At 43.2% G+C, this 20,858-nt stretch carries 22 protein-coding genes; 10 read left to right on the forward strand and 12 right to left on the reverse strand.

The window, feature by feature from the left end; translation table 11 throughout:
* Positions 1 to 243: 243 nt before the first annotated feature.
* On the forward strand, positions 244 to 1,392 hold the full coding sequence (locus tag B3J29_RS08590) for a hypothetical protein (protein ID WP_261635316.1): 1,149 nt from the start codon (positions 244 to 246) through the stop codon (positions 1,390 to 1,392).
* Positions 1,393 to 1,436: 44 nt separating this feature from the next.
* Here B3J29_RS08590 and B3J29_RS08595 read toward each other — a convergent pair whose 3' ends face one another.
* Together B3J29_RS08595 and serA are read right to left on the reverse strand one after the other, a co-directional pair.
* On the reverse strand, positions 1,437 to 2,303 hold the full coding sequence (locus tag B3J29_RS08595) for an EamA family transporter (RefSeq protein ID WP_261635317.1): 867 nt from the start codon (positions 2,301 to 2,303) through the stop codon (positions 1,437 to 1,439).
* Positions 2,304 to 2,427: 124 nt separating this feature from the next.
* Positions 2,428 to 3,660 (reverse strand): phosphoglycerate dehydrogenase, encoded by a 1,233-nt coding sequence (serA, locus tag B3J29_RS08600; protein ID WP_004787044.1) that lies wholly within the window; start codon positions 3,658 to 3,660, stop codon positions 2,428 to 2,430.
* A gap of 354 nt (positions 3,661 to 4,014) precedes the next feature.
* On the opposite strand from serA, the gene B3J29_RS08605 reads away from it, so the two are divergent.
* The 4 genes from B3J29_RS08605 (at position 4,015) to B3J29_RS08620 (ending at position 8,088) form a co-directional block, all read left to right on the forward strand.
* Entirely contained in the window at positions 4,015 to 5,424 is a 1,410-nt protein-coding gene (locus B3J29_RS08605) for an FAD-binding oxidoreductase (protein WP_175966190.1), read from the forward strand.
* Positions 5,425 to 5,566: 142 nt separating this feature from the next.
* Positions 5,567 to 5,944, forward strand: a complete 378-nt coding sequence (locus B3J29_RS08610) for a hypothetical protein (RefSeq protein ID WP_175966189.1) — start codon at positions 5,567 to 5,569, stop codon at positions 5,942 to 5,944.
* Positions 5,945 to 6,023: 79 nt separating this feature from the next.
* The gene (locus tag B3J29_RS08615) at positions 6,024 to 6,599 is read left to right on the forward strand and encodes a hypothetical protein (protein WP_175966188.1); all 576 of its coding nucleotides are present in this window, start codon (positions 6,024 to 6,026) and stop codon (positions 6,597 to 6,599) included.
* Positions 6,600 to 6,858: 259 nt separating this feature from the next.
* The gene (locus tag B3J29_RS08620) at positions 6,859 to 8,088 is read left to right on the forward strand and encodes an MFS transporter (RefSeq protein ID WP_175966187.1); all 1,230 of its coding nucleotides are present in this window, start codon (positions 6,859 to 6,861) and stop codon (positions 8,086 to 8,088) included.
* A gap of 211 nt (positions 8,089 to 8,299) precedes the next feature.
* Here the strand turns inward: B3J29_RS08620 and B3J29_RS08625 are convergent, their stop codons facing one another.
* The 5 genes from B3J29_RS08625 to B3J29_RS08645 form a co-directional block, all read right to left on the reverse strand.
* Positions 8,300 to 8,596 (reverse strand): DUF3817 domain-containing protein, encoded by a 297-nt coding sequence (locus tag B3J29_RS08625; protein ID WP_004787034.1) that lies wholly within the window; start codon positions 8,594 to 8,596, stop codon positions 8,300 to 8,302.
* A 126-nt stretch (positions 8,597 to 8,722) separates the two neighbouring features.
* Entirely contained in the window at positions 8,723 to 10,888 is a 2,166-nt protein-coding gene (gene yccS / locus B3J29_RS08630) for a YccS family putative transporter (protein WP_175966186.1), read from the reverse strand.
* A 142-nt stretch (positions 10,889 to 11,030) separates the two neighbouring features.
* On the reverse strand, positions 11,031 to 11,573 hold the full coding sequence (gene sodC / locus B3J29_RS08635; RefSeq protein ID WP_005233664.1) for a superoxide dismutase family protein: 543 nt from the start codon (positions 11,571 to 11,573) through the stop codon (positions 11,031 to 11,033).
* Positions 11,574 to 11,683: 110 nt separating this feature from the next.
* On the reverse strand, positions 11,684 to 12,832 hold the full coding sequence (locus B3J29_RS08640; RefSeq protein WP_034169693.1) for an AI-2E family transporter: 1,149 nt from the start codon (positions 12,830 to 12,832) through the stop codon (positions 11,684 to 11,686).
* 131 nt (positions 12,833 to 12,963) lie between these two features.
* Positions 12,964 to 13,608 carry a ParA family protein gene (locus B3J29_RS08645; RefSeq protein ID WP_175966185.1) on the reverse strand — a complete coding sequence of 215 codons (645 nt, stop codon included), beginning with the start codon at positions 13,606 to 13,608 and terminating at the stop codon, positions 12,964 to 12,966.
* A 123-nt stretch (positions 13,609 to 13,731) separates the two neighbouring features.
* Here B3J29_RS08645 and B3J29_RS08650 point away from each other — a divergent pair, with 123 nt between their 5' ends.
* Positions 13,732 to 14,199, forward strand: a complete 468-nt coding sequence (locus B3J29_RS08650; RefSeq protein WP_004787020.1) for a Holliday junction resolvase-like protein — start codon at positions 13,732 to 13,734, stop codon at positions 14,197 to 14,199.
* Between the two features lie 26 nt (positions 14,200 to 14,225).
* The gene (locus tag B3J29_RS08655; protein ID WP_214001869.1) at positions 14,226 to 14,810 is read left to right on the forward strand and encodes a hypothetical protein; all 585 of its coding nucleotides are present in this window, start codon (positions 14,226 to 14,228) and stop codon (positions 14,808 to 14,810) included.
* Here B3J29_RS08655 and B3J29_RS08660 read toward each other — a convergent pair.
* Positions 14,807 to 15,433, reverse strand: a complete 627-nt coding sequence (locus tag B3J29_RS08660; RefSeq protein WP_286965006.1) for a class I SAM-dependent methyltransferase — start codon at positions 15,431 to 15,433, stop codon at positions 14,807 to 14,809. The genes B3J29_RS08655 and B3J29_RS08660 overlap by 4 nt on opposite strands.
* Positions 15,434 to 15,613: 180 nt before the next feature.
* Between B3J29_RS08660 and B3J29_RS08665 the strand changes: the two genes are divergently transcribed.
* Positions 15,614 to 16,177 (forward strand): hypothetical protein, encoded by a 564-nt coding sequence (locus B3J29_RS08665; RefSeq protein WP_286965007.1) that lies wholly within the window; start codon positions 15,614 to 15,616, stop codon positions 16,175 to 16,177.
* A 176-nt stretch (positions 16,178 to 16,353) separates the two neighbouring features.
* Here B3J29_RS08665 and B3J29_RS08670 read toward each other — a convergent pair whose 3' ends face one another.
* Positions 16,354 to 16,686: a HopJ type III effector protein gene (locus B3J29_RS08670; RefSeq protein ID WP_004787011.1), complete on the reverse strand. Its 333-nt coding sequence runs from the start codon at positions 16,684 to 16,686 to the stop codon at positions 16,354 to 16,356.
* Between the two features lie 166 nt (positions 16,687 to 16,852).
* On the opposite strand from B3J29_RS08670, the gene crcB reads away from it, so the two are divergent.
* Positions 16,853 to 17,233 (forward strand): fluoride efflux transporter CrcB, encoded by a 381-nt coding sequence (crcB, locus tag B3J29_RS08675; RefSeq protein ID WP_286965008.1) that lies wholly within the window; start codon positions 16,853 to 16,855, stop codon positions 17,231 to 17,233.
* Between the two features lie 76 nt (positions 17,234 to 17,309).
* Here the strand turns inward: crcB and B3J29_RS08680 are convergent, their stop codons facing one another.
* Positions 17,310 to 17,561 (reverse strand): type B 50S ribosomal protein L31, encoded by a 252-nt coding sequence (locus B3J29_RS08680; protein WP_286965009.1) that lies wholly within the window; start codon positions 17,559 to 17,561, stop codon positions 17,310 to 17,312.
* 97 nt (positions 17,562 to 17,658) lie between these two features.
* A complete protein-coding gene (locus tag B3J29_RS08685) occupies positions 17,659 to 18,957 on the reverse strand; it encodes an ABC1 kinase family protein (protein WP_286965010.1) in 1,299 nt (432 codons plus the stop codon).
* Positions 18,958 to 19,245: 288 nt separating this feature from the next.
* Here B3J29_RS08685 and B3J29_RS08690 point away from each other — a divergent pair, with 288 nt between their 5' ends.
* On the forward strand, positions 19,246 to 19,452 hold the full coding sequence (locus tag B3J29_RS08690) for a DUF1737 domain-containing protein (RefSeq protein ID WP_034169804.1): 207 nt from the start codon (positions 19,246 to 19,248) through the stop codon (positions 19,450 to 19,452).
* A gap of 30 nt (positions 19,453 to 19,482) precedes the next feature.
* On the opposite strand, the gene B3J29_RS08695 is transcribed toward B3J29_RS08690, so the two are convergent.
* A complete protein-coding gene (locus B3J29_RS08695) occupies positions 19,483 to 20,841 on the reverse strand; it encodes an MATE family efflux transporter (RefSeq protein WP_034169686.1) in 1,359 nt (452 codons plus the stop codon).
* Positions 20,842 to 20,858: the final 17 nt, after the last annotated feature.

The following is a 20,858-nucleotide window of genomic DNA, read 5'->3' on the forward strand; positions in this document are numbered from 1 at the left end:
CAGAAGGGTATAATCGAGATACAGAGGAAAGCGGAAGTATATCAAACTGGTTAATTTTTGATGAGTAGGGCAGAAGAATATTTTGTGAATGCGAAGCGGATTTTGGATCAGTGNNCAAATTAATCAATTTTTAATTTGATCTTAATTTTATATTTATTAAAATGGCTTAGACCTCATGGTTTGGGTCAACTTTAAAATAACAATGAAAAATAAAATGATGAAAAAATAATAAGGTAGATAATAATGAAATTAAGATTACTCTCTTGTGCTGTCTTGATCCTTATGCTGACTGCATGTGGTGGCTCTGATTCTGATAATAACGAGCCAGTCGCAGGTCAACCCACCCCAACCGATCCTGGTAATCCGAGCAATCCTGGAACTCCAGATAATGGTGATGGAACATCAGATACAATTTCAGAATTCTATACCTATCAGTTCAACCTACCGAATATTGATGCTTCAGATATGGAGTCGGAAAAGCTTCTATTGGCCAGTCATAAAAATAAAATTACTGACGGCATCTTGTATGTAGATGATAACCGGGCTGTTGATACTGAATATGATCTTGATGAAGACATGACTTTCCCAATTTATGTTACAGAGAAAGGCGTATTCCCTGCAGATCGTGCCCGTACAGCATTAGGTTATAAACTGGAAAAAGTACTGGAAAATACTTCTGAACAATTTACTAGTCGTCCCGTCACTATTCCGGAAAATAACATCAGCAATCATCGACACCTGGAGTGGTACGACCTGTCAGGTAAAGCCTTAACTGAACGTACCAATATTGCTGTCGTGAAGATGTATGACGATACCGAAACCAGAGTTTTCTTTAATACTGATACTACCGATGCTGAACGTAAATATTACAATCAGTTTGCTACTAATTTTGTCGGCTTGCAGAAGGCGCGTACTTTCCCGAACGGATCTAAATGTTTCCGTATTCTGGCGGAGCATCCTGAGGAAGAATTTATTGAATTTGATCCGGATATCAAAACTGACTATCGTACATTGGCTGAATGGCAGACAGGCGAGTCTGTTCAAGAGATGGCGAAAACCATTTTAGATGGCACGATGGCTAATCTGAAATTTAAAAAGGCCGAATATAAAGACGATGCGCAGCAATATTACAAATACTTTGGTGCGATCGAATATCAGGGTGGAATTTATTCAAGTACTTTCTCGGAACATGGGGAACATATTGATCACGCCGATTATATTGCTCAAGCAAGAAAAGCTGCCTTGGATAACTTAAGGGAAGAGGGTGCAACTCCTCTAATGCTCAAATGGACAGATTACCTGTATGACCATCTTGCTTCGGCATGTGATGGCTATAATGTGACAGCAGCTACTGCATTAAATACAGCTATTAAAGATGCAGCGCCACGCTAAAATTAAATAGGTTATTAAAAAAGGCGCTTGAGCGCCTTTTTTATTTAATGCTTTCTTCTTTGTGTGATCACCGTACAGCCAATTGAAGCGCTAATGATTGTGCCTAATGCCAGCCATTGGGTCCATAATAAAGTTTCACCCAAAAAGATAAAACCGGAAAATGCTGCAATTGCAGGTTCCAGACTCATCAAGGTTCCAAAACTCAAAGCGGTTAAATTTCTAAGTGCAATCATTTCCAGGGTAAAGGGCAGTGCACTGGCCAATATTGCCAGAGCTAAAAAGTACATCAGGCTGATTGGTTCAAAAGTATGAGCTGGCATTCCTGCAAAGAGTGCAATTGGCATCAGTACCAGCATGCCGACAAACATGCCTAAGCACACGGTATGGTTGCCGGAAACCCCGGAAGGCTTCTGTCCCGCGACGATATACAGTGCCCAGCAGGCACCTGCACTCAAGGCAAATAGAATACCAATCGGATCAAGTGGCTGTACGGCCTGATCAAAGGGAAACAGCAGCACCAGCCCTAGAATTGCCAGTCCGACCCAGATGAAATCAAACTTCTGCCGGGCATGAAAAAGCGCAACACTTAAGGGCCCAATAAATTCAAAAGAAACTGCAATACCAAGTGGCAGGCGATCAATCGCCAGATAGAACAGCATATTCATGCCAGCCAGCGCGATGCCATAACTGATAATCGCTGACCATTTCACCTGACGGAAATTGATTTGCCAGATTTTAAAAATCAACGCCAACACGGCTGCACCTAAGAGCAGGCGCATGGCTGAAACGGTCAGGATTGGGAACTGGCCAAACAGATATTTGGCAAAGGAGCCACTGCTTTGCATGCTGATCATGGCGATCAGCAAAATCAGTGGCGCTTGCACCATTGGTGCAATTTTAAAATCTGGCATGACTAAATTTGGCTTCGAAGTAATCGAATACGGCGCACAGGCGCGGACTGTACTCAGGGAAAATAAATCCCTAAAAAATAAAAAAAACCGCAGACCGATGCCTGCGGTTTTTTCAGTAGTTGAATTAGAACAATACGCGTACGCGAATCGTGCCTTCAACTTCGTGTAGCGTATCAAGTGCTTCTTTAGATGCAGTCGCATCTACATCCATTACGAGGTAACCTACATCACCTTTGGTCATTAAAGACTGACCAGAGATGTTGATGCCGTGTTCAGCAAACAGATTGTTAATCTTAGACAGAACACCCGGGATGTTTTTGTGGATGTGAAGCAGACGGTGTTTGCCTTCAGTCAATGGAAGCGCAATTTCTGGGAAGTTCACCGCAGAAAGCGTCATACCTTTATCTGAATAAGCTACAAATTTCTCAGCAACTTCCAGACCGATGTTTGCCTGAGCTTCCATCGTAGAACCGCCCACGTGTGGAGTCAGGATCACATTTGGAATGTTACGTAATGGAGAAACGAATTCTTCGCCATTTGCTTTCGGCTCTTTCGGGAATACGTCAACCGCAGCACCTGCAAGGTGGCCAGATTTCAACGCTTCAGCCAGATCTTCGATCACAACACATGTACCACGTGCCGCATTGATGAAGATTGAGCCTTCTTTCATTTGCGCGAATTGTTCTTTGGTCATGAAGTTACGTGTAGACGGAACATCAGGAACGTGAATAGAAACAACATCGGCATTTGCAAGAAGTTCGCCCATTGTGCCGACCTGACGTGCATTACCGAGTGGTAATTTAGTCACTGTGTCGAAATAGATTACTTTCATACCTAGGCTTTCAGCAAGGACAGAAAGTTGTGAACCAATTGAACCGTAACCAACGATACCTAAAGTCTTACCACGAGTTTCAAACGAACCTACAGCAGATTTGTTCCAGCCGCCTGCATGTGTATCTGTAGATTTTTCAGGTACACGGCGAAGCAAAAGAATCGCTTCAGCAAGTACAAGTTCAGCAACTGAACGTGTATTTGAATACGGTGCGTTGAATACCGGAATACCGCGACGCATTGCTGCATCCAGATTCACTTGGTTGGTACCGATACAGAAACAACCTACCGCGATCAGTTTGTTCGCAGCTTCAAACACTTCTTCAGTGAGCTGAGTACGGGAACGGATACCAATGAAGTGTGCATCTTTAATCGCTTCTTTCAGTGCTTCACCCTCAAGCGCTGTTTTGCGATAGTCGATATTGGTATATCCAGCTGCATTCAATGTGTCGATTGCGTTCTGGTGAACGCCTTCTAACAATAGAAAACGGATTTTATCTTTAGGTAGAGATAGATGTTGGCTCATTACGGCTCCGCTACAAAGGCCAAATTTAGTCGCCGTATAATAGCACAGGAATGGGGCGGTTATACATTTCCTTGATGACTACAATATCAGCTATTTTTGCAAGTGATAGTAGTGAAAATGATAGAACTGGTTGAATTAAACTATCATTTTCAAAGGTATATTATCAAAATTGTCATTTTTTAAGGGAAAGCCCCAAAAATAGCTTATAATATTGCGCCATGCTGTTTAAGCTGCCAGTTTTGGTGCTTTAATCATCATGTTTCGCCTGCTTTGTATACAGGTTTTAATGCCTGAAAAATATACAAATAAACCGGCGAGGTCTCTCTTGTTTAATTCATGCTAGGTCTGCAAACGATGAATGCTCCAGTCGCTTTAACCCCAGAGTTATTGACCCAATTGACTGCAATTGTGGGTGAAAACCGTATTAAAACTGATGCGGACAGCCTCCAGAATTGGGGTCGTGATCATACCAAACACTTTGATCCAAACCCATCGGTCATCGTTTTCCCATCTTCGACTGAACAGGTTCAAACAATTGTGAAGCTTGCCAACCAGTTCAATGTTGCAGTGACTCCATCAGGTGGTCGTACAGGTCTTTCTGCAGGCGCTGTCGCTGCGAATGGTGAGATTGTGGTGAGCATGGACAAGATGAACCAGATTCTGGAATTCTTCCCGGCAGACCGTATGGTGCGCGTACAGGCCGGTGTGGTGACTGAACAGCTGCAAAACTATGCTGAAGAGCAGGGCATGTATTACCCGGTAGATTTTGCCTCTTCTGGTTCAAGCCAGATCGGCGGGAACATCGGAACCAATGCTGGCGGAATTAAAGTGATCAAATACGGCATGACCCGTAACTGGGTGCTTGGCCTGACTGTGGTGACTGGTAAAGGTGATGTACTGCGTCTGAACAAGGGCATGATCAAGAACGCGACTGGTTATGCGTTACAACACCTGTTCATCGGTGGTGAAGGTACTTTAGGTTTAGTCACTGAAGCAGAAATCAAACTTGAGCGTCAGCCACAAGACCTGCAAGTGCTGGTACTGGGCGTACCTGATTTTGATGCGATCATGCCAGTGTTACATGCATTCCAGGCAAAAATCGACCTGACTGCATTCGAGTTCTTCGGTGAGCTGGCGATGCAAAAAGTACTGGCCAATGGTCACGTACAGCGTCCATTTGAAACTGAATGTCCATTCTATGTATTGCTTGAATTTGAAGCGCCGTTTGAGCCAATTATGGACAAGGCGATGGAAATCTTCGAGCACTGTATGGAACAGGGTTGGGTGCTGGATGGCGTGATGAGCCAAAGTCTTGAGCAAGTACATAGCCTATGGCGTCTGCGTGAAGACATCTCTGAGTCAATCGCTCCATTCATTCCGTATAAAAATGACATCTCTGTACTGATCACTCACGTACCGGCATTCATTAAAGAAATCGATTCGATCGTGAATGAAAACTACCCAGACTTCGAAATCTGCTGGTTCGGTCATATCGGTGACGGTAACCTGCACTTGAATATCCTGAAACCGGCTGACCTGGCCAAAGATGAATTCTTTGCGAAATGCCAAGTCGTGAACAAGTACGTATTTGATACCGTGAAAAAATATGACGGTTCAATTTCTGCGGAACATGGTGTGGGTATGACCAAGAAACCTTATCTTGAATACACCCGTTCAGCTGAAGAAATCGAATACATGAAAGCCTTGAAAAAAGTGTTCGATCCAAATGGCATTATGAACCCAGGCAAACTATTCGATCTTTAATCAGAATAGATTTACAAAAGCGCATCGAAAGGTGCGCTTTTTTTATTGCTCTGTAACTGGACTTACAGAGTCTAAATAGCGTTAAGCTGAAAAGCCCGGCATGATAATTTCTGCATAATAAAGATAATCTGGGTTAAACAATATGTTACGGTTATTGGCGGTTACAATTTTAGGTCTGGGTGTGATGACATCAGGTTGTACAACCACCCAAAAAGTGATTGCAAGAGTGCAGTCTTCTTCAGATACACCTTTGGATCAGGTGCTTAAAATGAGGCCTGACCTGCGTGAAGAACTGGCAACAGTCGAGATTCGTCAGTTCTTTAATCGTGTTGAGTCACCGACGGTTGGACAGGTGAAAGTGACTGAAACAGGTCTGATGGATGATTCGGTGAGATCAATTCAGACCATTTATCATTTCAGAAAAGAAGAGAAGAACTGGAAAATGCACAATACTGAGAAGCTCTATCAATGTGTACGTGGTTCAAATACCAAAACTTTCCAGAAAGCAGTCTGTCCATAATAATGTTTGATCTTTAAACAAAACTTCGTTAAAAGCGTATCTTGTTGATGCGCTTTTTTGTTTTAGAAAAGAGGAATTAATGGACTCAAATATATTAGCCGCCACAATTGGTGTTATTGGGGGATTTTTAGCTTCACTTTCACTATTCTACTTAAATAGGTTTCATACTAACTACGATAAAATAAAATCAGAAAAAATCCTACGAGAAAAATTATTGTATCGTGAGAAAGATAATGAACTAGAGGCAGATAAAATTTTTATTTTTTCTTTACCCGCTCTGAAAAGAGAAGTCTATTTAAATTGTCATGTTAATTGGGATAGTGGCATCACGCTTAATATAATGAAAGGTAATGAAGATTTAATATGGTTCTTAAGATTCTGTTGGTTAAGTTTGGTAAGGTTTTTTCCTCAAGACCATTTTTCAGCAGAAGGGCATATTGATTATATTGATAAACTTATTACGGATAGGGCCAACTATCATTACTCTAGATTGGACTGTAGTGACCAATTAAAAAGTGGGAGTATTTCAAAAATAACTTTAGGATATTCGATAGCAAAAGATATTGATCAACTGATTATAGAGTTAGTAGAACAACTTCTTCCTTTTGAAGATTCTAGAAAAGAAAAATGGTTTCAAGACTGGAATACTGTATAATTTACTTAATTATCATAAGTATATAATATTTATTGAATTAACTTGGAAGAGCTATAAATTCTTTTAATTTTTAGTTTTTCACTCGTGCTTATGAACCGGATGATTTGAGGTTAATTCAGAAAGAGAAAAATATAATATTTTGATTAGACCCTTCAAAAAGAGAACGGATTTAAAAATAGTACTCTGCTAAAATTATTCTTCTCTATTTTAGATAAAGTTCGGTCTGCTATTAACGGACAAACTGGCAATAACAACTCCCATGCAAAATATCCAGACCCAAAAACTGACCAGTGCCACACTGATGTTTCCTCTGGCACTGGTACTGTTTGAATTCTCCGTCTATATCTGTAATGACCTGATCCAGCCGGCCATGTTGGCCATTACCCGTGATTTTGGCGTAAGCAGTTCCTGGGCACCATCTTCTATGTCCTTTTTCCTGTTAGGTGGGGCATTTGTTGCCGCAATTTTAGGACCCTTATCAGACCGATTAGGCCGTAAAAAAGTCCTGCTGGGTGGCGTAGCATTTTTTGTAATCTGCTGTCTGGCGATTTTACTCACACCGAATATTCAAAGCTTCCTGTTCCTGCGCTTTTTACAAGGTTTTGGCTTGTCCTTTATTGCTGCTGTGGGTTATGCCGCGATTCAGGAAAGTTTTGAAGAACGCGATGCCATTAAAGTCATGGCACTTATGGCCAATGTTTCCTTGCTGGCACCACTTTTAGGGCCAGTAGTCGGTGCCTTTATGATTGACCATGTCTCATGGCACTGGGGTTTTATCGGCATTGCCTGTCTGGCATTTCTGAGCTGGTTTGGACTAAAAGCGAAGATGCCGAATCCGAATATCAGTATTCCCAAACAGCCACTCAGCTATATTATCGATGACTTTAAGCAGGTCCTGAAAAATAAGCGTTTCGTGATCATGACCATGGCATTACCGCTGGTGAGCTTGCCATTGATGCTATGGATTGCATTATCTCCCGTGATTCTGGTTGAAGAACTAGGCTTGAGCAGCATGCAATATGGCTTGGCTCAGTTTCCGGTATTGGGTGGCCTGATTCTGGGCAATATCATTCTGCTAAAAATTATCGACAAGATGCCGCTCGGTAAAACAGTAATGCTGGGTGTGCCATTGATGCTGTTCGGAACCATTTTGTTGTTAGTGGGAATATTGATTCCAGACTATTTTCTGCATTGTCTGATTATCGGTACCACTTGCATCAGTCTGGGTGAAGGGATCAGCTTCTCAGTATTGTACCGTTTTGCGCTGATGTCATCTGAAGTGTCTAAAGGCACGGTTGCGGCAACGGTATCTATCTTGATGATGCTGAGTTTCTTTATCGTGATTGAAGTGGTCAGAATTGCTTATGAAGCTTTTGATCTTTTGGCTTATTGCGGCGCCTCGTTTATTTTAATTGCACTCTGGTTTAGCTTGCCACGTATGCAGCTAAAACAGGTGATGCTGGAAAGAAAAGAGCGAGGGGAGTTTTAGAAGAATTCCTTCCTTTTAAATGTTTAATCGAATGAAGCTATTTACTTTATGTGCCTCAAATAAATGTATTGAATGTTCTCTCCCTATGGGAGAGAGTTAGAGAGAGGGAAATATTAATAAAATAACCTCACCCTTGCGCAGCAGTGCTGCTTATCTCCTAAAAGGAGAGAAAACGTCCATGATGGATTTAATAATAATTAGAATCCAAAAGTTAAGCTTCAGCCGGCTGCTCCAACTTCTTTAATTTCATATCAAAGATAAATGGTCCAAACGGCAGAATTGACGCGATCAAGCCCAGAATAAACATACTCAGAGACCATTTCTGTTTTTCACAGACAGCAAATAACACCACAAGAAAAAGCACAAAAAGTACGCCGTGACCCATGCCGATATATTTCACCAGAATCGGGTTATCCATCATGTACTTGACCGGCATGGCAATAAATAACAGCAACAGAAATGAAATACCTTCAAGCAATCCAACCAGACGTAAAGTTTTAATATTCACGCGCACTCACTCTTCTATGTTCTATTCAATCAGGCTTGAGTGTACCCAATCTGCCGATTTAAGCAAAAGAAATTTATAGAATAAAATTAATTATTTTAGATACTTATATCCTAGTAATCTGCTTGGTTATTTTATTTCAACCGCCAGTAACTGCTGCCTTAAAGACAATAATTCAGGCAAGGTTTCCAGTAACAAACTGATCTGTTTAAGTACTAGCAGCAGGTGGGTGGAAATATGCTCCTGCTGACTCAGCTGCCGGATTTCTGCCAGTTGGTCCTGAATGTTCTGCTGCGGTACATTTTCAGGATTTGATAGGGCAGAGGTTAAAGTCTGCTGACAGGCAGATAGCAGTTGCAAAATTTGTGGATCAGATACCTGTTCGCGATGGCTACCCAATGCGGAAATATAACTGAGCTGACTGTGACTATAAACCAGATAGCGAAAGGCATTGCGAATTAGCACTGGATCTGGATTCGGTTCGGTACTCAGACTCGAAATCATATTGGAAAGGTCAATCTGGGCATTGTGGGCCAAACGACGCGCTGTCCGATAAGCAATACTGTTATTTTTGCCATGCTGATATTGCTCCAGAATAGCCAGTAAATAGTTCAGCGTCGCTTGGGAAGACTTTTTAATATTGCTAGAAATATTCCGGAAATTCCAGTCCGGCCAGATACAACTGACCGCCAGCCAGGCAATCAGACAACCAATCAGGGTATCGATAATGCGTGGCAGAATGACTGCATAGCCAGCGCCTTTCAGATTGAAAATCAGCAGTACCACCAAGGTTGCCATCAACGTGGCCATGGCATATTTCTTGGAACGCAAATAGAAAAAACCGACACCGAAAATCACAGTAAGCAGCAACTGGCCTTCAATACTTGGTACAAAATACAGGATCGGGATGCCTAAAATGACACCGAGCAATGTACCTAAAGTCCGCAGTTTTAAACGGCTTTTGGTAGCGAAATAACTGATCTGGCAGACAAACAGACTGGTCAGCAATATCCAGTAGCCATTTTTGGCAAAGGGCAATAGAGAAATGGCATAGCCAACCAGAAAGACCAAAGCGATCCGCACCGCATGACGAAACAGCGCCGATTGTGGTCCCAAATGGGGTTTTAATTTCAGCCAGAAATCTGCGGGTCCACGCAGGTCATCATCAAACAGGCTGGAATCATCAAAATGCTTTGGATAATCCGGACGGTAAATGGCTTGTTTATCCTGCAAATGTTGCAGCTGTTCATGCACACTGAGCAGATTGCTCAGAATGAGCTGTAAGTTTTTTACCTCAATATTCTGTGGATGCTGGGCAATCCAGTCCTGCATGGAGGCTTCTAATGCTTTGAGTGCCAGCTGATGCTGTTCAGGAAGTTGATAGGTTTCATTACGCAGTACACAAGCAGCCAGCTGCTGACAGGCAAGTGCCTGCAAGTGAAAATTTTTCTGAATGCGAAAAATCAGATCGGTACGGCTAAAATGCTGGTGAATCTGCTCATAATGCAGATAGTTGGCAGTTGCCTGCTCATGAATATCCTGAGTCAGAAAATAAAGGTTCAGCCAGTAAATGGTCTTATGATTCGGACGCGAGGCTTTGAGTCGGGTCAGTAAAGAATCTTTGGTACGGTTAAAGCTTTCAATCACTTGAGTATTTTTTAAGGAAAGCTCGTAGAGCAGCGGCTCGACATTATTCTGATTATCGGGATCAAATAATTTGGCTTTGGTCGATAGAAGCTCCGCCATCTGTTGCAGGTTGATGGACAGATTTTCCTGAACCTGTAAAGTTGGACGAATCAGATAAAATAGGATAGAAGTCAGGCCATACCACACCACCCCAACTACAAAATAAAGCGGCTGCTCATACCAGTGTCCATATTCTCCCAAGCCAAACATGGTGTAAATGGACAGCAATACAGTGCCAAAAGAAATAGTGGCATAACGCTGTCCCAAAGCACCCATCAAGATAAATACAGCACTAGAAAGTGATAACCAGAGCGAAAACCAGATTTTATAGGGATGCAGAAATTCCAGCATGCTACTGACTGCAAAAAACAGCAGCATGACCAGCCCCAGATTGCGTAGCCTTAAACTTAAACGGTCATCAAAATCGGTCAGGGCAGTGGCAATTGCTCCTAAAGTGACCGGAACAATCAAGGTCTCATAGCCGAGAAGTTTTAGACCGAAAGTCGTCCCTGAAAGCACAATAAACATCTGCAAACAGTAAGTCATCAAGGCACTGGACTGAAAAGGCAACAGGGCTTTTTTAAGTATGTGATGAAGAGGATGTAACATGGAATCTGAGCTATTCACAAGAATATGATCCGTGGTATTTGACTGCCGGTTTTAAATGCAATTTAAGCGCCTATTTCAGAAGAAATGTCTACTAAAAAACGGGCAAGAAGCCCGTTTTTGAATGCTAATCATCTGTAATAAATCAGATCACACCACAGGCAATACGTTCACCGCCACCGCCCAATGGTAATGGGTTGTCAGAATAATTGTCGCCACCGGCATGTACCATAATCGCACGACCCTGAACATCAGCCAGTTTCAGACGTGGCGCAAGCAGGGTGACACGTGCAGTTCCATCTGTATTAACTTTCAATGCGGGTAAATCACCGAGATGACCGGTTGTTGGCGTACCGTGATGTGGAGCCTGATTTGGATTGTAATGGCTACCTGCAGCCAGTGCTGCGCCCATCTTGCCGTCTTTCATGGCAGGTGCACATGAACCATTTTCATGAATGTGGAAACCACGCTCACCCGCAGGAAGCTGTTTCAGATTAGTACGAATCACCAAGCCAGCCGGGCTGTCACTCAATAATACGGTACCAATCGATTCACCGACGCCCTGTGCAGAAACTGCATTCAGGGTCACGGTTTTAACATTTTCAGTCGAAGTAGAGGTTGAAGCGCAACCGGTAAAAAGTGCGGCACTGACTGCGCACAAAGCTGTAAGTTTAAATAATGAAGACATAATTATCACACCTTGATCTTTATTCTGCTTTTCGGAATCTATTGAAACAGAGCAAGACCAAAAGCACTATAGAAAATCAGTACTTAAATGTTTTAATTTGTTTAAGCCAGTCAGTCTTGTGATTTCGGTGCCTTGTTACGGCGCAGACGGAATTTTTTCTTCGGTTCAACCTCATGCGCCATAGTGGCTTTAGGCATCATCAAAGGTTCGTTCAGGTTGCTTTCATGCAGCCATTCACGCCAGATGGCCAGTAGTACGGCCAGAATCACCGGTCCAATAAAGACACCAACCAGACCAAAGCTGGCAATACCACCCAAAACACCAAACATAATCAGCAGGAATGGAATCTGTGTTGCACCCGAAATGACCAGTGGACGAATCACGTTGTCCGCTGTACTCACAATACAGACACCCCAGACCATGACGCCAACGGCTTCAATGGTTTGTCCTTGCGAGAACAGCCATAGCGAAACTGCACCATAAGCAACGGGAGGGCCAAAAGGAATTAAGGCAAAGATGAAGGTGATAATGGTCAGTACCATCGGGTTCGGTACACCAGCCACGAAATAGCTGATACCTGCCAGCAAAGACTGGGCAATTGCTGTTAAGCCTACCCCATAGACCACCGCACGTGTGGTATCTGAAATTGTCGCCAGATAATGGTGAATACGTGGACCGACTACCATCTCAAAGGCTTTACGCACCTGATTCAGAATGGTATGACCATCACGGTAGAAGAAGAATAACGACAGTACGGCAAAACACAGCTTGAAGACATTTTTACTGATTTCATTCAGTACAACTTTACCGTAATTCAGATGACCCTGAATCCAGACCGAAATAGTTTGTGCAATGCTGTTTGGATCGGCATTAATCTCATTCAGGGTACGGGTAATTTCCTTACCTACAAGTGGTAGGCCGCGAATAAAATCTGGAACGCTAAGATGACCTGAGAATACCTGTTTTTGCAATTCAAAATACAGGTTCCGACCTTCGTGCTGCAGCATAAAAATGGCAAAAATAAAAGGTAGACCAAACACCAGAATCACACCCAGAATCATAATAGTCGCACTCAGTGTCGGCCGATTGCCACTCATTCTTAAGATCGACTGATACAACGGCCAGGTCATGTACGCAATAATGGCTGCCCAAACTACAGGAATGATGAAATACTTGAGTATGTGAAAACTCAGAAAAATCAGAATGAAAAACAGTCCAAATAATAAGACTTTTTGTAGTGTGGGCGCGTATTGTTGCACTGAATTTAGAAGCTCATTTTTTTAGGTCATGTCAGGCATATTAACTGAAAAAAAAGCGATCGAAAACGATAGTACAGGAAGTAGTACGATTATTTTCCTAAGAATAAAAAGAAGAGGCAAAAATAACAGAACTAGAACCATTGGCTTGGATCGTCAATAATGGCATTCAATAAAGGTTGCCATTGATCCTGTAATTCCCGGTACATCTTCTGCTGTTTGTCAAAAATAGACAGGCCTTGCATGGCCAGTCGGCTATAGGGTACACGTTCAGAAATCCAGGCAACCGGTTGCTGATCAATTTTATTGAAAAACTGCTGAATGTCCTGATTGCTGGCTGCATTAGGTTTGGTGCGGTTGGCGAGGAGCAGAATTTCAACCTTGCCTTTACGGATGCGTTTAATGTCCTGCAAGTGCTTGAGAAAACGGCGCGTAGAATCAATATCAAAAAATGAAGGCTGCAGCGGGGTAATGATGGCATCTGCTTCACTGATTAACTGCTCGGCATGATCTTCATTCAGCGCTCCGGGTGCATCGATGATCAGATATTCCAAGTTTTTAGGCGCATCCCCAATCGATTTGGCATTTCGCCAGTCCAGACTCTGAATCGGCGCGGCATCTTTTGGGCGATGTTTCAACCATTGCAAGGTCGATTTCTGGCTGTCCGCATCAGCCAGAGCAACTCTATAACCCTTTTGTGCCAGGGCAGCTGCCAGGCTAATTGCAGTAATGGTTTTACCACAGCCGCCTTTCTGATTTGCAACTAAAATAGTTTTCATGACCTTGGATGATTTAATTCTGCTCCCGCCTAGCATATCATTCTTTGCAGGCTTACTGGATGGCAGACCCTTTCAACTTCAGTCGAAGGTAGGCAGCAAAATAAAGCAGATTAGGAAGATTGAATGTCCATTGGAATGGCTATGCTGATTGGTGCCTGTATTGGAGTGGTTTTAACTACCCTGATTCTGGGCCAGACGCGAAATGGTCGAATTAAAGCAGAATATGAACAATATATTGCCGAGCTGGAGCTGGAACATCAGCAAGCTTTAGTTGCTGCACAAAAACGCAGTGTGAATACCAGTCGCGCGGTACTCAAAGGCAAAATGGCCGAGCAGTTGGCACCGATCATGCCAGAGTTTCAATATCTGCCTAGTGATGCCAAATTTTTAGGTGATCCGGTGGATTATGTGGTCTTTGATGGTTATACCGATTTTCGTGATGGTGAAGGGCTGGCTGAAGATATTGAAGTGGTGTTGATTGATATTAAAAGTGGGGGTGCACGTCTGACCAAAGGCCAGATGGCAATTGCTCAAGCCATTCAGGAAGGGCGGGTACGTTTTGAAACCATCCGGATTGATTTTGAAGACTGAAGGACAGCAAGCTTCAACTCTACACTATGGATAAACTGATTATTGCCGCAGCACTGTTTGCGCTTGGACTATGGATCTGGTCGGAATACTTTCGGGCGATTCCGAATCTGGAGCAGGCCGGAGTACTCAAAAATTTTCAGGTAGAATCGATTGAGCCGCATCAGGCTGAATATCGCGTACTGGCTAAACAGTATTATGGGCCTGAGCGGCGTACCATTCATCCAGCCAGTCCAGTGGTGGGAAGCTTTAATGATCTGGCCTATGTCAGCAATATTGATCTGTTACTGGCCGCACCGAAAGTATCCAGTACTGTATTTAAACCATTCAAGCTTGAGCAGGACAGGCGTTGTTTCAATATGACCGCTACAGACGCACAGGCCAATCCTGCGAACATTCAACCTCATTTGCTGAACCTGAGTGTGATTGCCGCCAGCGAAGTTGTTGCCAATAAGGTTCGCCGTTTAAAAGCAGATCAGCGGATCTGGCTGCAAGGGGACTGGGTACAGGTCAAATCAGCGACCAGCCAGCAAGAATTTCAGGTTGGAATAGGCAATCCAAGATCAGCCCAATGCCGTCTGTTTAGAATAACTGATTTAAAAGTGCTGGATTAAAGCGGTTTATGTACTCGTGCCAGCAGCATACGCTGACTAATTTTCGGAATACCTTCGGCATCGATATAATGAACTTCATCCAGGTCAAACCCGGCCTCTAAAAGAGCAGTCTCAATATCCCGGTTGAGATGACAGCCATCTGCCACTTTCTTCTGAATTGGAGTGAGTAAGTGCTGCAAGCGCTGAATGTTGAGATGCTCTCGGTTTAATACATGCTCAACCAGATGAAAATGGCCGCCTGGCTTCAGAACCCGATAAATTTCATGCAGACTTTGATGCAGATCCGGAATACTGCATAAGGTCCAGGTTGATACGATATTTTCCAGACTATTTTCTGCAAAAGGCAGGACTTCTGCGCTCGCCTGAATCTGTTCGACTGCAAAAGGGCTTTGACTGATGCGCTGCTCAGCCAGTTTAAAAATGTCCGGGTTAGGTTCCAGCGCATAGACTTTATCTACGGCCTGATAAAAAGGCAGATTCAATCCCGTACCGAAGCCAATTTCCAAGACTTCACCTGTAATAGGCAATAATAATTTACGGCGTAAATCCATCAGGGATGGGGTCTGCATAACCTGATTCAGCAGATGCGGAAAAATATGTTGTTGATAGAATTTATACAGCATGGTCGCATTCAAATGATTCTTAGACAGGCTTAGATTAACCGAAAATAATCAGATTAGCTAAAGCTCTCCGCTCACCAAAATTGATCAACTTGTTACTAATTTCAACTATTTATTCATTAAAAAAATCGTACTATCAAGCAAGATATTCTTGAAAAGATTTGATGGAATAAAGATAGAATTATGTTCAAACATCTTCGATACTATGCTTTGGCGGCCAGTCTTTTACTACCGCTTTATGGTCACACTTCTGTAGACTATAATGTTGCCAAAGGACTGCCACCGATGGCCAAAGACCAATCTATTTCAGTCTTGCAGCCGTTTAAAGGTGATTTCCGTATTTTGGGATCAAAAATTTATACCGACGACGAGCAGGCTAAGTTCTCTCCGATCGATTATGCGGTGAGTTGGGGGCTGTTTGCACAACCTGAAATTGCCCGGCACATTACAGTCAATCAGTATAACCGTTATCTGAACTGGAAAATGGATCGCGTGCCAGTGCCCATTGAACAGGCCAAACAGATGGTATCCAATATGCACATCATTCCTGCCAATCCACAAATTGCCAAAGCAATTAAACAGGTGAAACGTGGTGATCTGGTGCGTTTGCAAGGTGAACTGGTGGAAGTACGTGATAAAGACCTCGTCTGGAAATCTTCCTTAACCCCAACCGATACCGGTGATGGTGCTTGTGAGGTGTTCCGGGTTAGCTCAATCAAGTGGGTTGAGAAAGTAGGTAAAGGTTAAAACTGGAAAACTTTTAAAGCTTTCTAAAAGGGTGGCCTAGGATGCTTCTGGGTGACCAGGCTTTNNCTACTTCTTCCAAAAAATAATTTTAATCTTAAATAAGAATGTCATCTTGTTTTGTTAGTTTGATATAAAAAACCGCCAGAAATAGGCGGTTTTTTATTTGGCAGAATAACTTATTTGGCAGCCAGTGCTTCACCTTCAAAGGCAATGCCATCCCAGCCATTTTGCATGAACTGGCGGATATTCTGGTGATCCGTTGCTTCTGGTGTTGCTAATACAGCCGCATAGTGTTCGGCAAACAGGCTCAAGGTTTGTGCCTGATCTAGGCCATTCAATTTGGCAAATGAAAATACTTTGGCACTGCCTTGGTTTTCAGTGGCAGCATTAGCCTGTTGACCATTTTTAAAAGCAGTGGGTGTATGAGCATAGCGCGCATCGATATATGCAATCACATCTGCAAATTTAGCTTCGCCCGCAGCCAATTGAGCCAGTAATTCCTGAGCCATGTGGATTCCCTCTAGACTTAAATCAATTTGAATGGCGTCGAATATACCAATTTTTTGGCAAAGATCCATGTTCATTCTGCAATTTTAGGTGCATGATGTTATTCATTATTCTCGTCCCACATGGTGGCTGACGAAAGATTTAAAATTGAATAAGGACGGAGTAGACATGAACTGGCTTTTGGTGGCAATGGGCGGCGCGATCGGGGCAGCACTGCGTTATGGAATAGGAATGTTGATTGCCAAGCCACAGATGCTATTTCCGTGGCCGACCTGGTGGATCAATATTATAGGTTGCCTGTGTGCCGGGATTTTCTTTGCCTTTAGCCAGAAATACAGTTTCCTGCAAACTGAAGCGCGGCTATTTTTGATGGTAGGCATCTTGGGCGGCTTTACGACTTTTTCCAGTTTTGGTCTAGAAACTTTTCAGCTGCTTAAGCAGGGTGCAGTCACGATTGCCCTAAGTTATGTGATCTCTAGTGTGATTGTTGGAGTATTTATGCTGGGTGTGGGCTTCTATTTAACCCAGCTGGCTTTAGCGCAGGCATAAAAAAGTCAGGAAATTGGAGGTAATTTCCTGACATAAACCACGATTTAAATTGAGAGAAAAATCGGAGGTTTTAAGTTTAACCACGTTTAAAACGGGCAAAACGTTTGTTAAAGCTCGCTACGCGACCTTCATTACTGGTTTGACGTTGCTCACCGGTATAAAACGGATGTGAAGCACTCGAAATATCCAGGGTGACATAAGGATAGGTTTTACCTTCATATTCCTTGGTCTGGCTAGAAGTCATGGTGCTGCCAATCACGAAGTAGGCATCAACATTAGTGTCATGAAATAAAACTTCTCGATATTCGGGATGAATGTCTGGACGCATCGTAATATTCCTCTTGTAATTTAAGAGTAATGTTATAATGTAACATTTGATATTTCAAGTGAAGTAGGGTTACAGCTTGTAAGCTTATTACTGTAACCTAACTGCGACTTGGCACAATTTCCTCAAATACATCACTCAAATCATCATGTACTTTCAAATGAATCAGGTTCCAGTATTGTCCGGAAATAGTACGGTTTACCATCAGGGTATCTGGCGAAGGTTTGAATACATCCCAATATTTCAGAGAAGGTTTGAGCAATTCCATTCCATCATGATGTGCTGAGTTTTCAGCAAAATCATAATTGGTAGTTAAAGGACGCATCAGTACTTCTAGCCATTGCTCGTACAGATCGGCCGGGAATTTTCCGGTCTCTGTCAGGGTATGCAGGGCATCTAGTTGCTGTTCAATGGTCGAAATATTCTTGTCACGAGCTGCATGGATCAATTCCTTGAAATGAGTAATGATCTCGGTAGAAAGGGTTTTAACACCGCCGTAATCGTAAATAATCACCGAGCCATCTTCACGGAAGGCGAAGTTCCCTGGATGCGGATCACAGTGGAAACGTTTCAGATAGAAAATTTCCTGACCAATCGCACGGAATAAACGACGGCCTAGGGCATTACGGGTTTCTAGCGGCCATTGGCTGGCCGTTTCCATACTCTCACCCTGTTCCAGGCTTAGGGTCAGAATATGGCGGGAAGAATATTCACTAAATACTTTCGGAATCACAATTTGATGATCGAGCGATTCATGAAAGGCACGCGCCACTTCCAGATTCTGAGCCTCAATTTCATAATTGAGTTCATTGTCCAAACTATGCTGGATTTCCTTAAATAGCTGATCCTGCAATTTGCGGTCAATTTTCAGTACACCCATCAAACGCAAAGCGAGACGAACCTGTTTCAGGTCACTTTCACAGGCTTCTTCCACTCCTGGATATTGCACCTTGACCACAACCTGCTGGCCATCGGGTAGAGTCGCTTTATGTACCTGTCCGATCGAGGCTGCAGCAAAAGGCTGCTCATCAAACTGCTGGAATAGATCCTGCAAAGATTTGCCTAATTCTTTTTCGACCTGTGACTGGATCTCTTTAAATGGCATTGGTGGAGCCTGACGCTGCAATTTGGAAATGGCTCGAGCAACTTCAGGCGGAAAAATATCTTTATATTGCGAGGCAATCTGGCCGACTTTCATCACCGCACCTTTCATTTCCCCCAAGGTATCAGCAATCTGTACTCCAATATCCTGAAATAATTTACTGCGTGCAGCATTTTTCTGCTCTTCATCCGCAGTTAAATTTTTAATCGAATTGGATAGGGTTTTACTTGCAATACTTGCGGTCATTCCAGCCAATTTCATAAAGCGGCGACCAGGCGTTCGAGCCGTTTTTGCCATGCGAGATTCCTCAAAATCACCATTTTTATGGGTGTATTTGATCATAGGTGACAAACTATAAATTGCCTATATTTAATTGTAGATGTTATGTTGCAAAGCTTCTCAAAGTGTTCATATTTGCTTGATATTGTTCACTTGATTTATGCAATTTTTAAACCATTTTGTCGTCTGTACGGCAGTTTTTGAATCAATTATTTAATTATTCTGAAGAGAGCAAAGCACGATTTTTAAGTTCCTTTCCATGATAAAAGGCTTAAAATAATGGCACCTCAAGATCAAGAAATTTCAATGAAAGTCTATCGATATTTTACTGGCAAAGATGATGTGAATTTTTGTGCCCGTGTGACCAAGGCACTCAATGAAGGCTATGAACTTTATGGTGCACCGACCATGACCTTTAATGGAACAGATGTCATTGTCGGGCAAGTGGTGATTAAGGAAGTGTCAGATGAGTCCGAGATTCCACAGGGATTAAAAGATGCATTAAATCAGTAATTCAATGCATCTTTTTAAATAATAAGAGGATTAGGCACGCTGGCTTAAACGTTTGTTATTGCCATAAAGCCGTGCCAGCAATAAAACACAGGCCACGCTCAGACCGACAATCAGACCGACCCAGACGCCTGCCGCCCCCATATCTCCAAAACGGGACAAATAAACCCCCACCGGGAAGGCAATCACCCAATAGGCAATCATGGTGATCCACATGGGGCCCTTGGTATCCTGCATACCGCGTAAGCAGCCTGCAGCACTGATCTGCCAGGCATCCATCAGCTGATAGGCCACTGCAAAGAGCACCAGATAAAGCGCGATCTGGGTCACCATCGGGTCAGAAGTATAGAGTGCTACGATTTCACTACGGAACACCCAAAGCATCAGCATGATCAGCAGAGCTAGAATCGTCGCGGTCATCAGACCTAAACCTTGTACTCTACGCATGGCATCCCAGTTCTGTTCACCATAGTAAGTTCCCACCCGAATGGTCAGCGCAATGGCCAGAGACATCGGAATCATGAATAATTGTGAGGTAACGGAAATAGCAATCTGGTGAGCGGCCACAATGGTTTCACCTAATGGACTCAAGACAATCGCTGCGGTACTAAAAATACTCACTTCAAAGAAAATTGCCAGTCCGATCGGAAAGCCCAGCTTTAAAATCCGTTTCAGCCAATATCCGTTCAGCTTTTCCCAGTGACTAAATGGCTGACTGCTTTGATAGACCCGATTTTTAAAAATATACAGTGCCAGACTCATTAACATGAGCCACTGCAGAATTGCTGTAGCAAAACCACAACCGGCACTGCCTAGTGCCGGAATAGGGCCAACTCCATACATAAAAATGAAGTTTAATGGAACCAGAAGCAGTAGCGCCATGAGGCTTATGGCAGTGACCGGACGCGGGTAACCAATGGCCTCAGAATAGCCGCGTAAAGCTGCATACATAGTCACAGCAGGCATACCAAAACCGATCGCATGCAGGAACAGGCCAGCTTTAGGTTGCAGGCTTTCTGGGACACCTAGTAAAGGTAAAGTGAGGGGCAAAACTTGTAAAACCAGACCTGCAATCACCCCCAGGATGAATGCGACCCATAATGATTGCCGCGCAATTGTAGCGATTTTTTCAGGTGTACGTGCGCCTTTGGCTTCCGCCACTAAAGGTGTAGTGGCGATCATGATACCGCTAAAAAGCAGCATGACTGGAATCCATAGCCCGACACCAACTGCAATCGCTGCCAGGTCAGTCGGTGAGAGACGTCCGGCCATAATGGTATCAATCAGGCCCAAACCTGCCTGGGAAAATTGTGTGACCAGAATGGGCAACATCAGATGGAACAGCTGTTTTAATTCATAACGACAGGTTGTGGCTGTCAAAACATTAGACACAAAAATTACTCATTAGT

The sequence above is a fragment of the Acinetobacter sp. UBA5984 genome, from assembly GCF_002429925.1.
Lineage (GTDB): Bacteria > Pseudomonadota > Gammaproteobacteria > Pseudomonadales > Moraxellaceae > Acinetobacter > Acinetobacter variabilis.

Excerpts from the sequence above, each read along its gene's own strand:
- B3J29_RS08620 (WP_175966187.1), top strand. The coding sequence starts at position 6,859 with ATGCAAAATATCCAGACCCAAAAACTGACCAGTGCCACACTGATGTTT.
- B3J29_RS08615 (WP_175966188.1), top strand. The coding sequence starts at position 6,024 with ATGGACTCAAATATATTAGCCGCCACAATTGGTGTTATTGGGGGATTT.
- B3J29_RS08660 (WP_286965006.1), bottom strand. The coding sequence starts at position 15,433 with ATGCTGTATAAATTCTATCAACAACATATTTTTCCGCATCTGCTGAAT.
- B3J29_RS08685 (WP_286965010.1), bottom strand. The coding sequence starts at position 18,957 with ATGGCAAAAACGGCTCGAACGCCTGGTCGCCGCTTTATGAAATTGGCT.
- B3J29_RS08670 (WP_004787011.1), bottom strand. The coding sequence starts at position 16,686 with ATGGCTCAGGAATTACTGGCTCAATTGGCTGCGGGCGAAGCTAAATTT.
- B3J29_RS08690 (WP_034169804.1), top strand. The coding sequence starts at position 19,246 with ATGAAAGTCTATCGATATTTTACTGGCAAAGATGATGTGAATTTTTGT.
- serA (WP_004787044.1), bottom strand. The coding sequence starts at position 3,660 with ATGAGCCAACATCTATCTCTACCTAAAGATAAAATCCGTTTTCTATTG.
- crcB (WP_286965008.1), top strand. The coding sequence starts at position 16,853 with ATGAACTGGCTTTTGGTGGCAATGGGCGGCGCGATCGGGGCAGCACTG.
- sodC (WP_005233664.1), bottom strand. The coding sequence starts at position 11,573 with ATGTCTTCATTATTTAAACTTACAGCTTTGTGCGCAGTCAGTGCCGCA.
- B3J29_RS08590 (WP_261635316.1), top strand. The coding sequence starts at position 244 with ATGAAATTAAGATTACTCTCTTGTGCTGTCTTGATCCTTATGCTGACT.
- B3J29_RS08655 (WP_214001869.1), top strand. The coding sequence starts at position 14,226 with ATGGATAAACTGATTATTGCCGCAGCACTGTTTGCGCTTGGACTATGG.
- B3J29_RS08665 (WP_286965007.1), top strand. The coding sequence starts at position 15,614 with ATGTTCAAACATCTTCGATACTATGCTTTGGCGGCCAGTCTTTTACTA.
- yccS (WP_175966186.1), bottom strand. The coding sequence starts at position 10,888 with ATGTTACATCCTCTTCATCACATACTTAAAAAAGCCCTGTTGCCTTTT.
- B3J29_RS08650 (WP_004787020.1), top strand. The coding sequence starts at position 13,732 with ATGTCCATTGGAATGGCTATGCTGATTGGTGCCTGTATTGGAGTGGTT.
- B3J29_RS08605 (WP_175966190.1), top strand. The coding sequence starts at position 4,015 with ATGAATGCTCCAGTCGCTTTAACCCCAGAGTTATTGACCCAATTGACT.
- B3J29_RS08645 (WP_175966185.1), bottom strand. The coding sequence starts at position 13,608 with ATGAAAACTATTTTAGTTGCAAATCAGAAAGGCGGCTGTGGTAAAACC.
- B3J29_RS08610 (WP_175966189.1), top strand. The coding sequence starts at position 5,567 with ATGTTACGGTTATTGGCGGTTACAATTTTAGGTCTGGGTGTGATGACA.
- B3J29_RS08680 (WP_286965009.1), bottom strand. The coding sequence starts at position 17,561 with ATGCGTCCAGACATTCATCCCGAATATCGAGAAGTTTTATTTCATGAC.
- B3J29_RS08595 (WP_261635317.1), bottom strand. The coding sequence starts at position 2,303 with ATGCCAGATTTTAAAATTGCACCAATGGTGCAAGCGCCACTGATTTTG.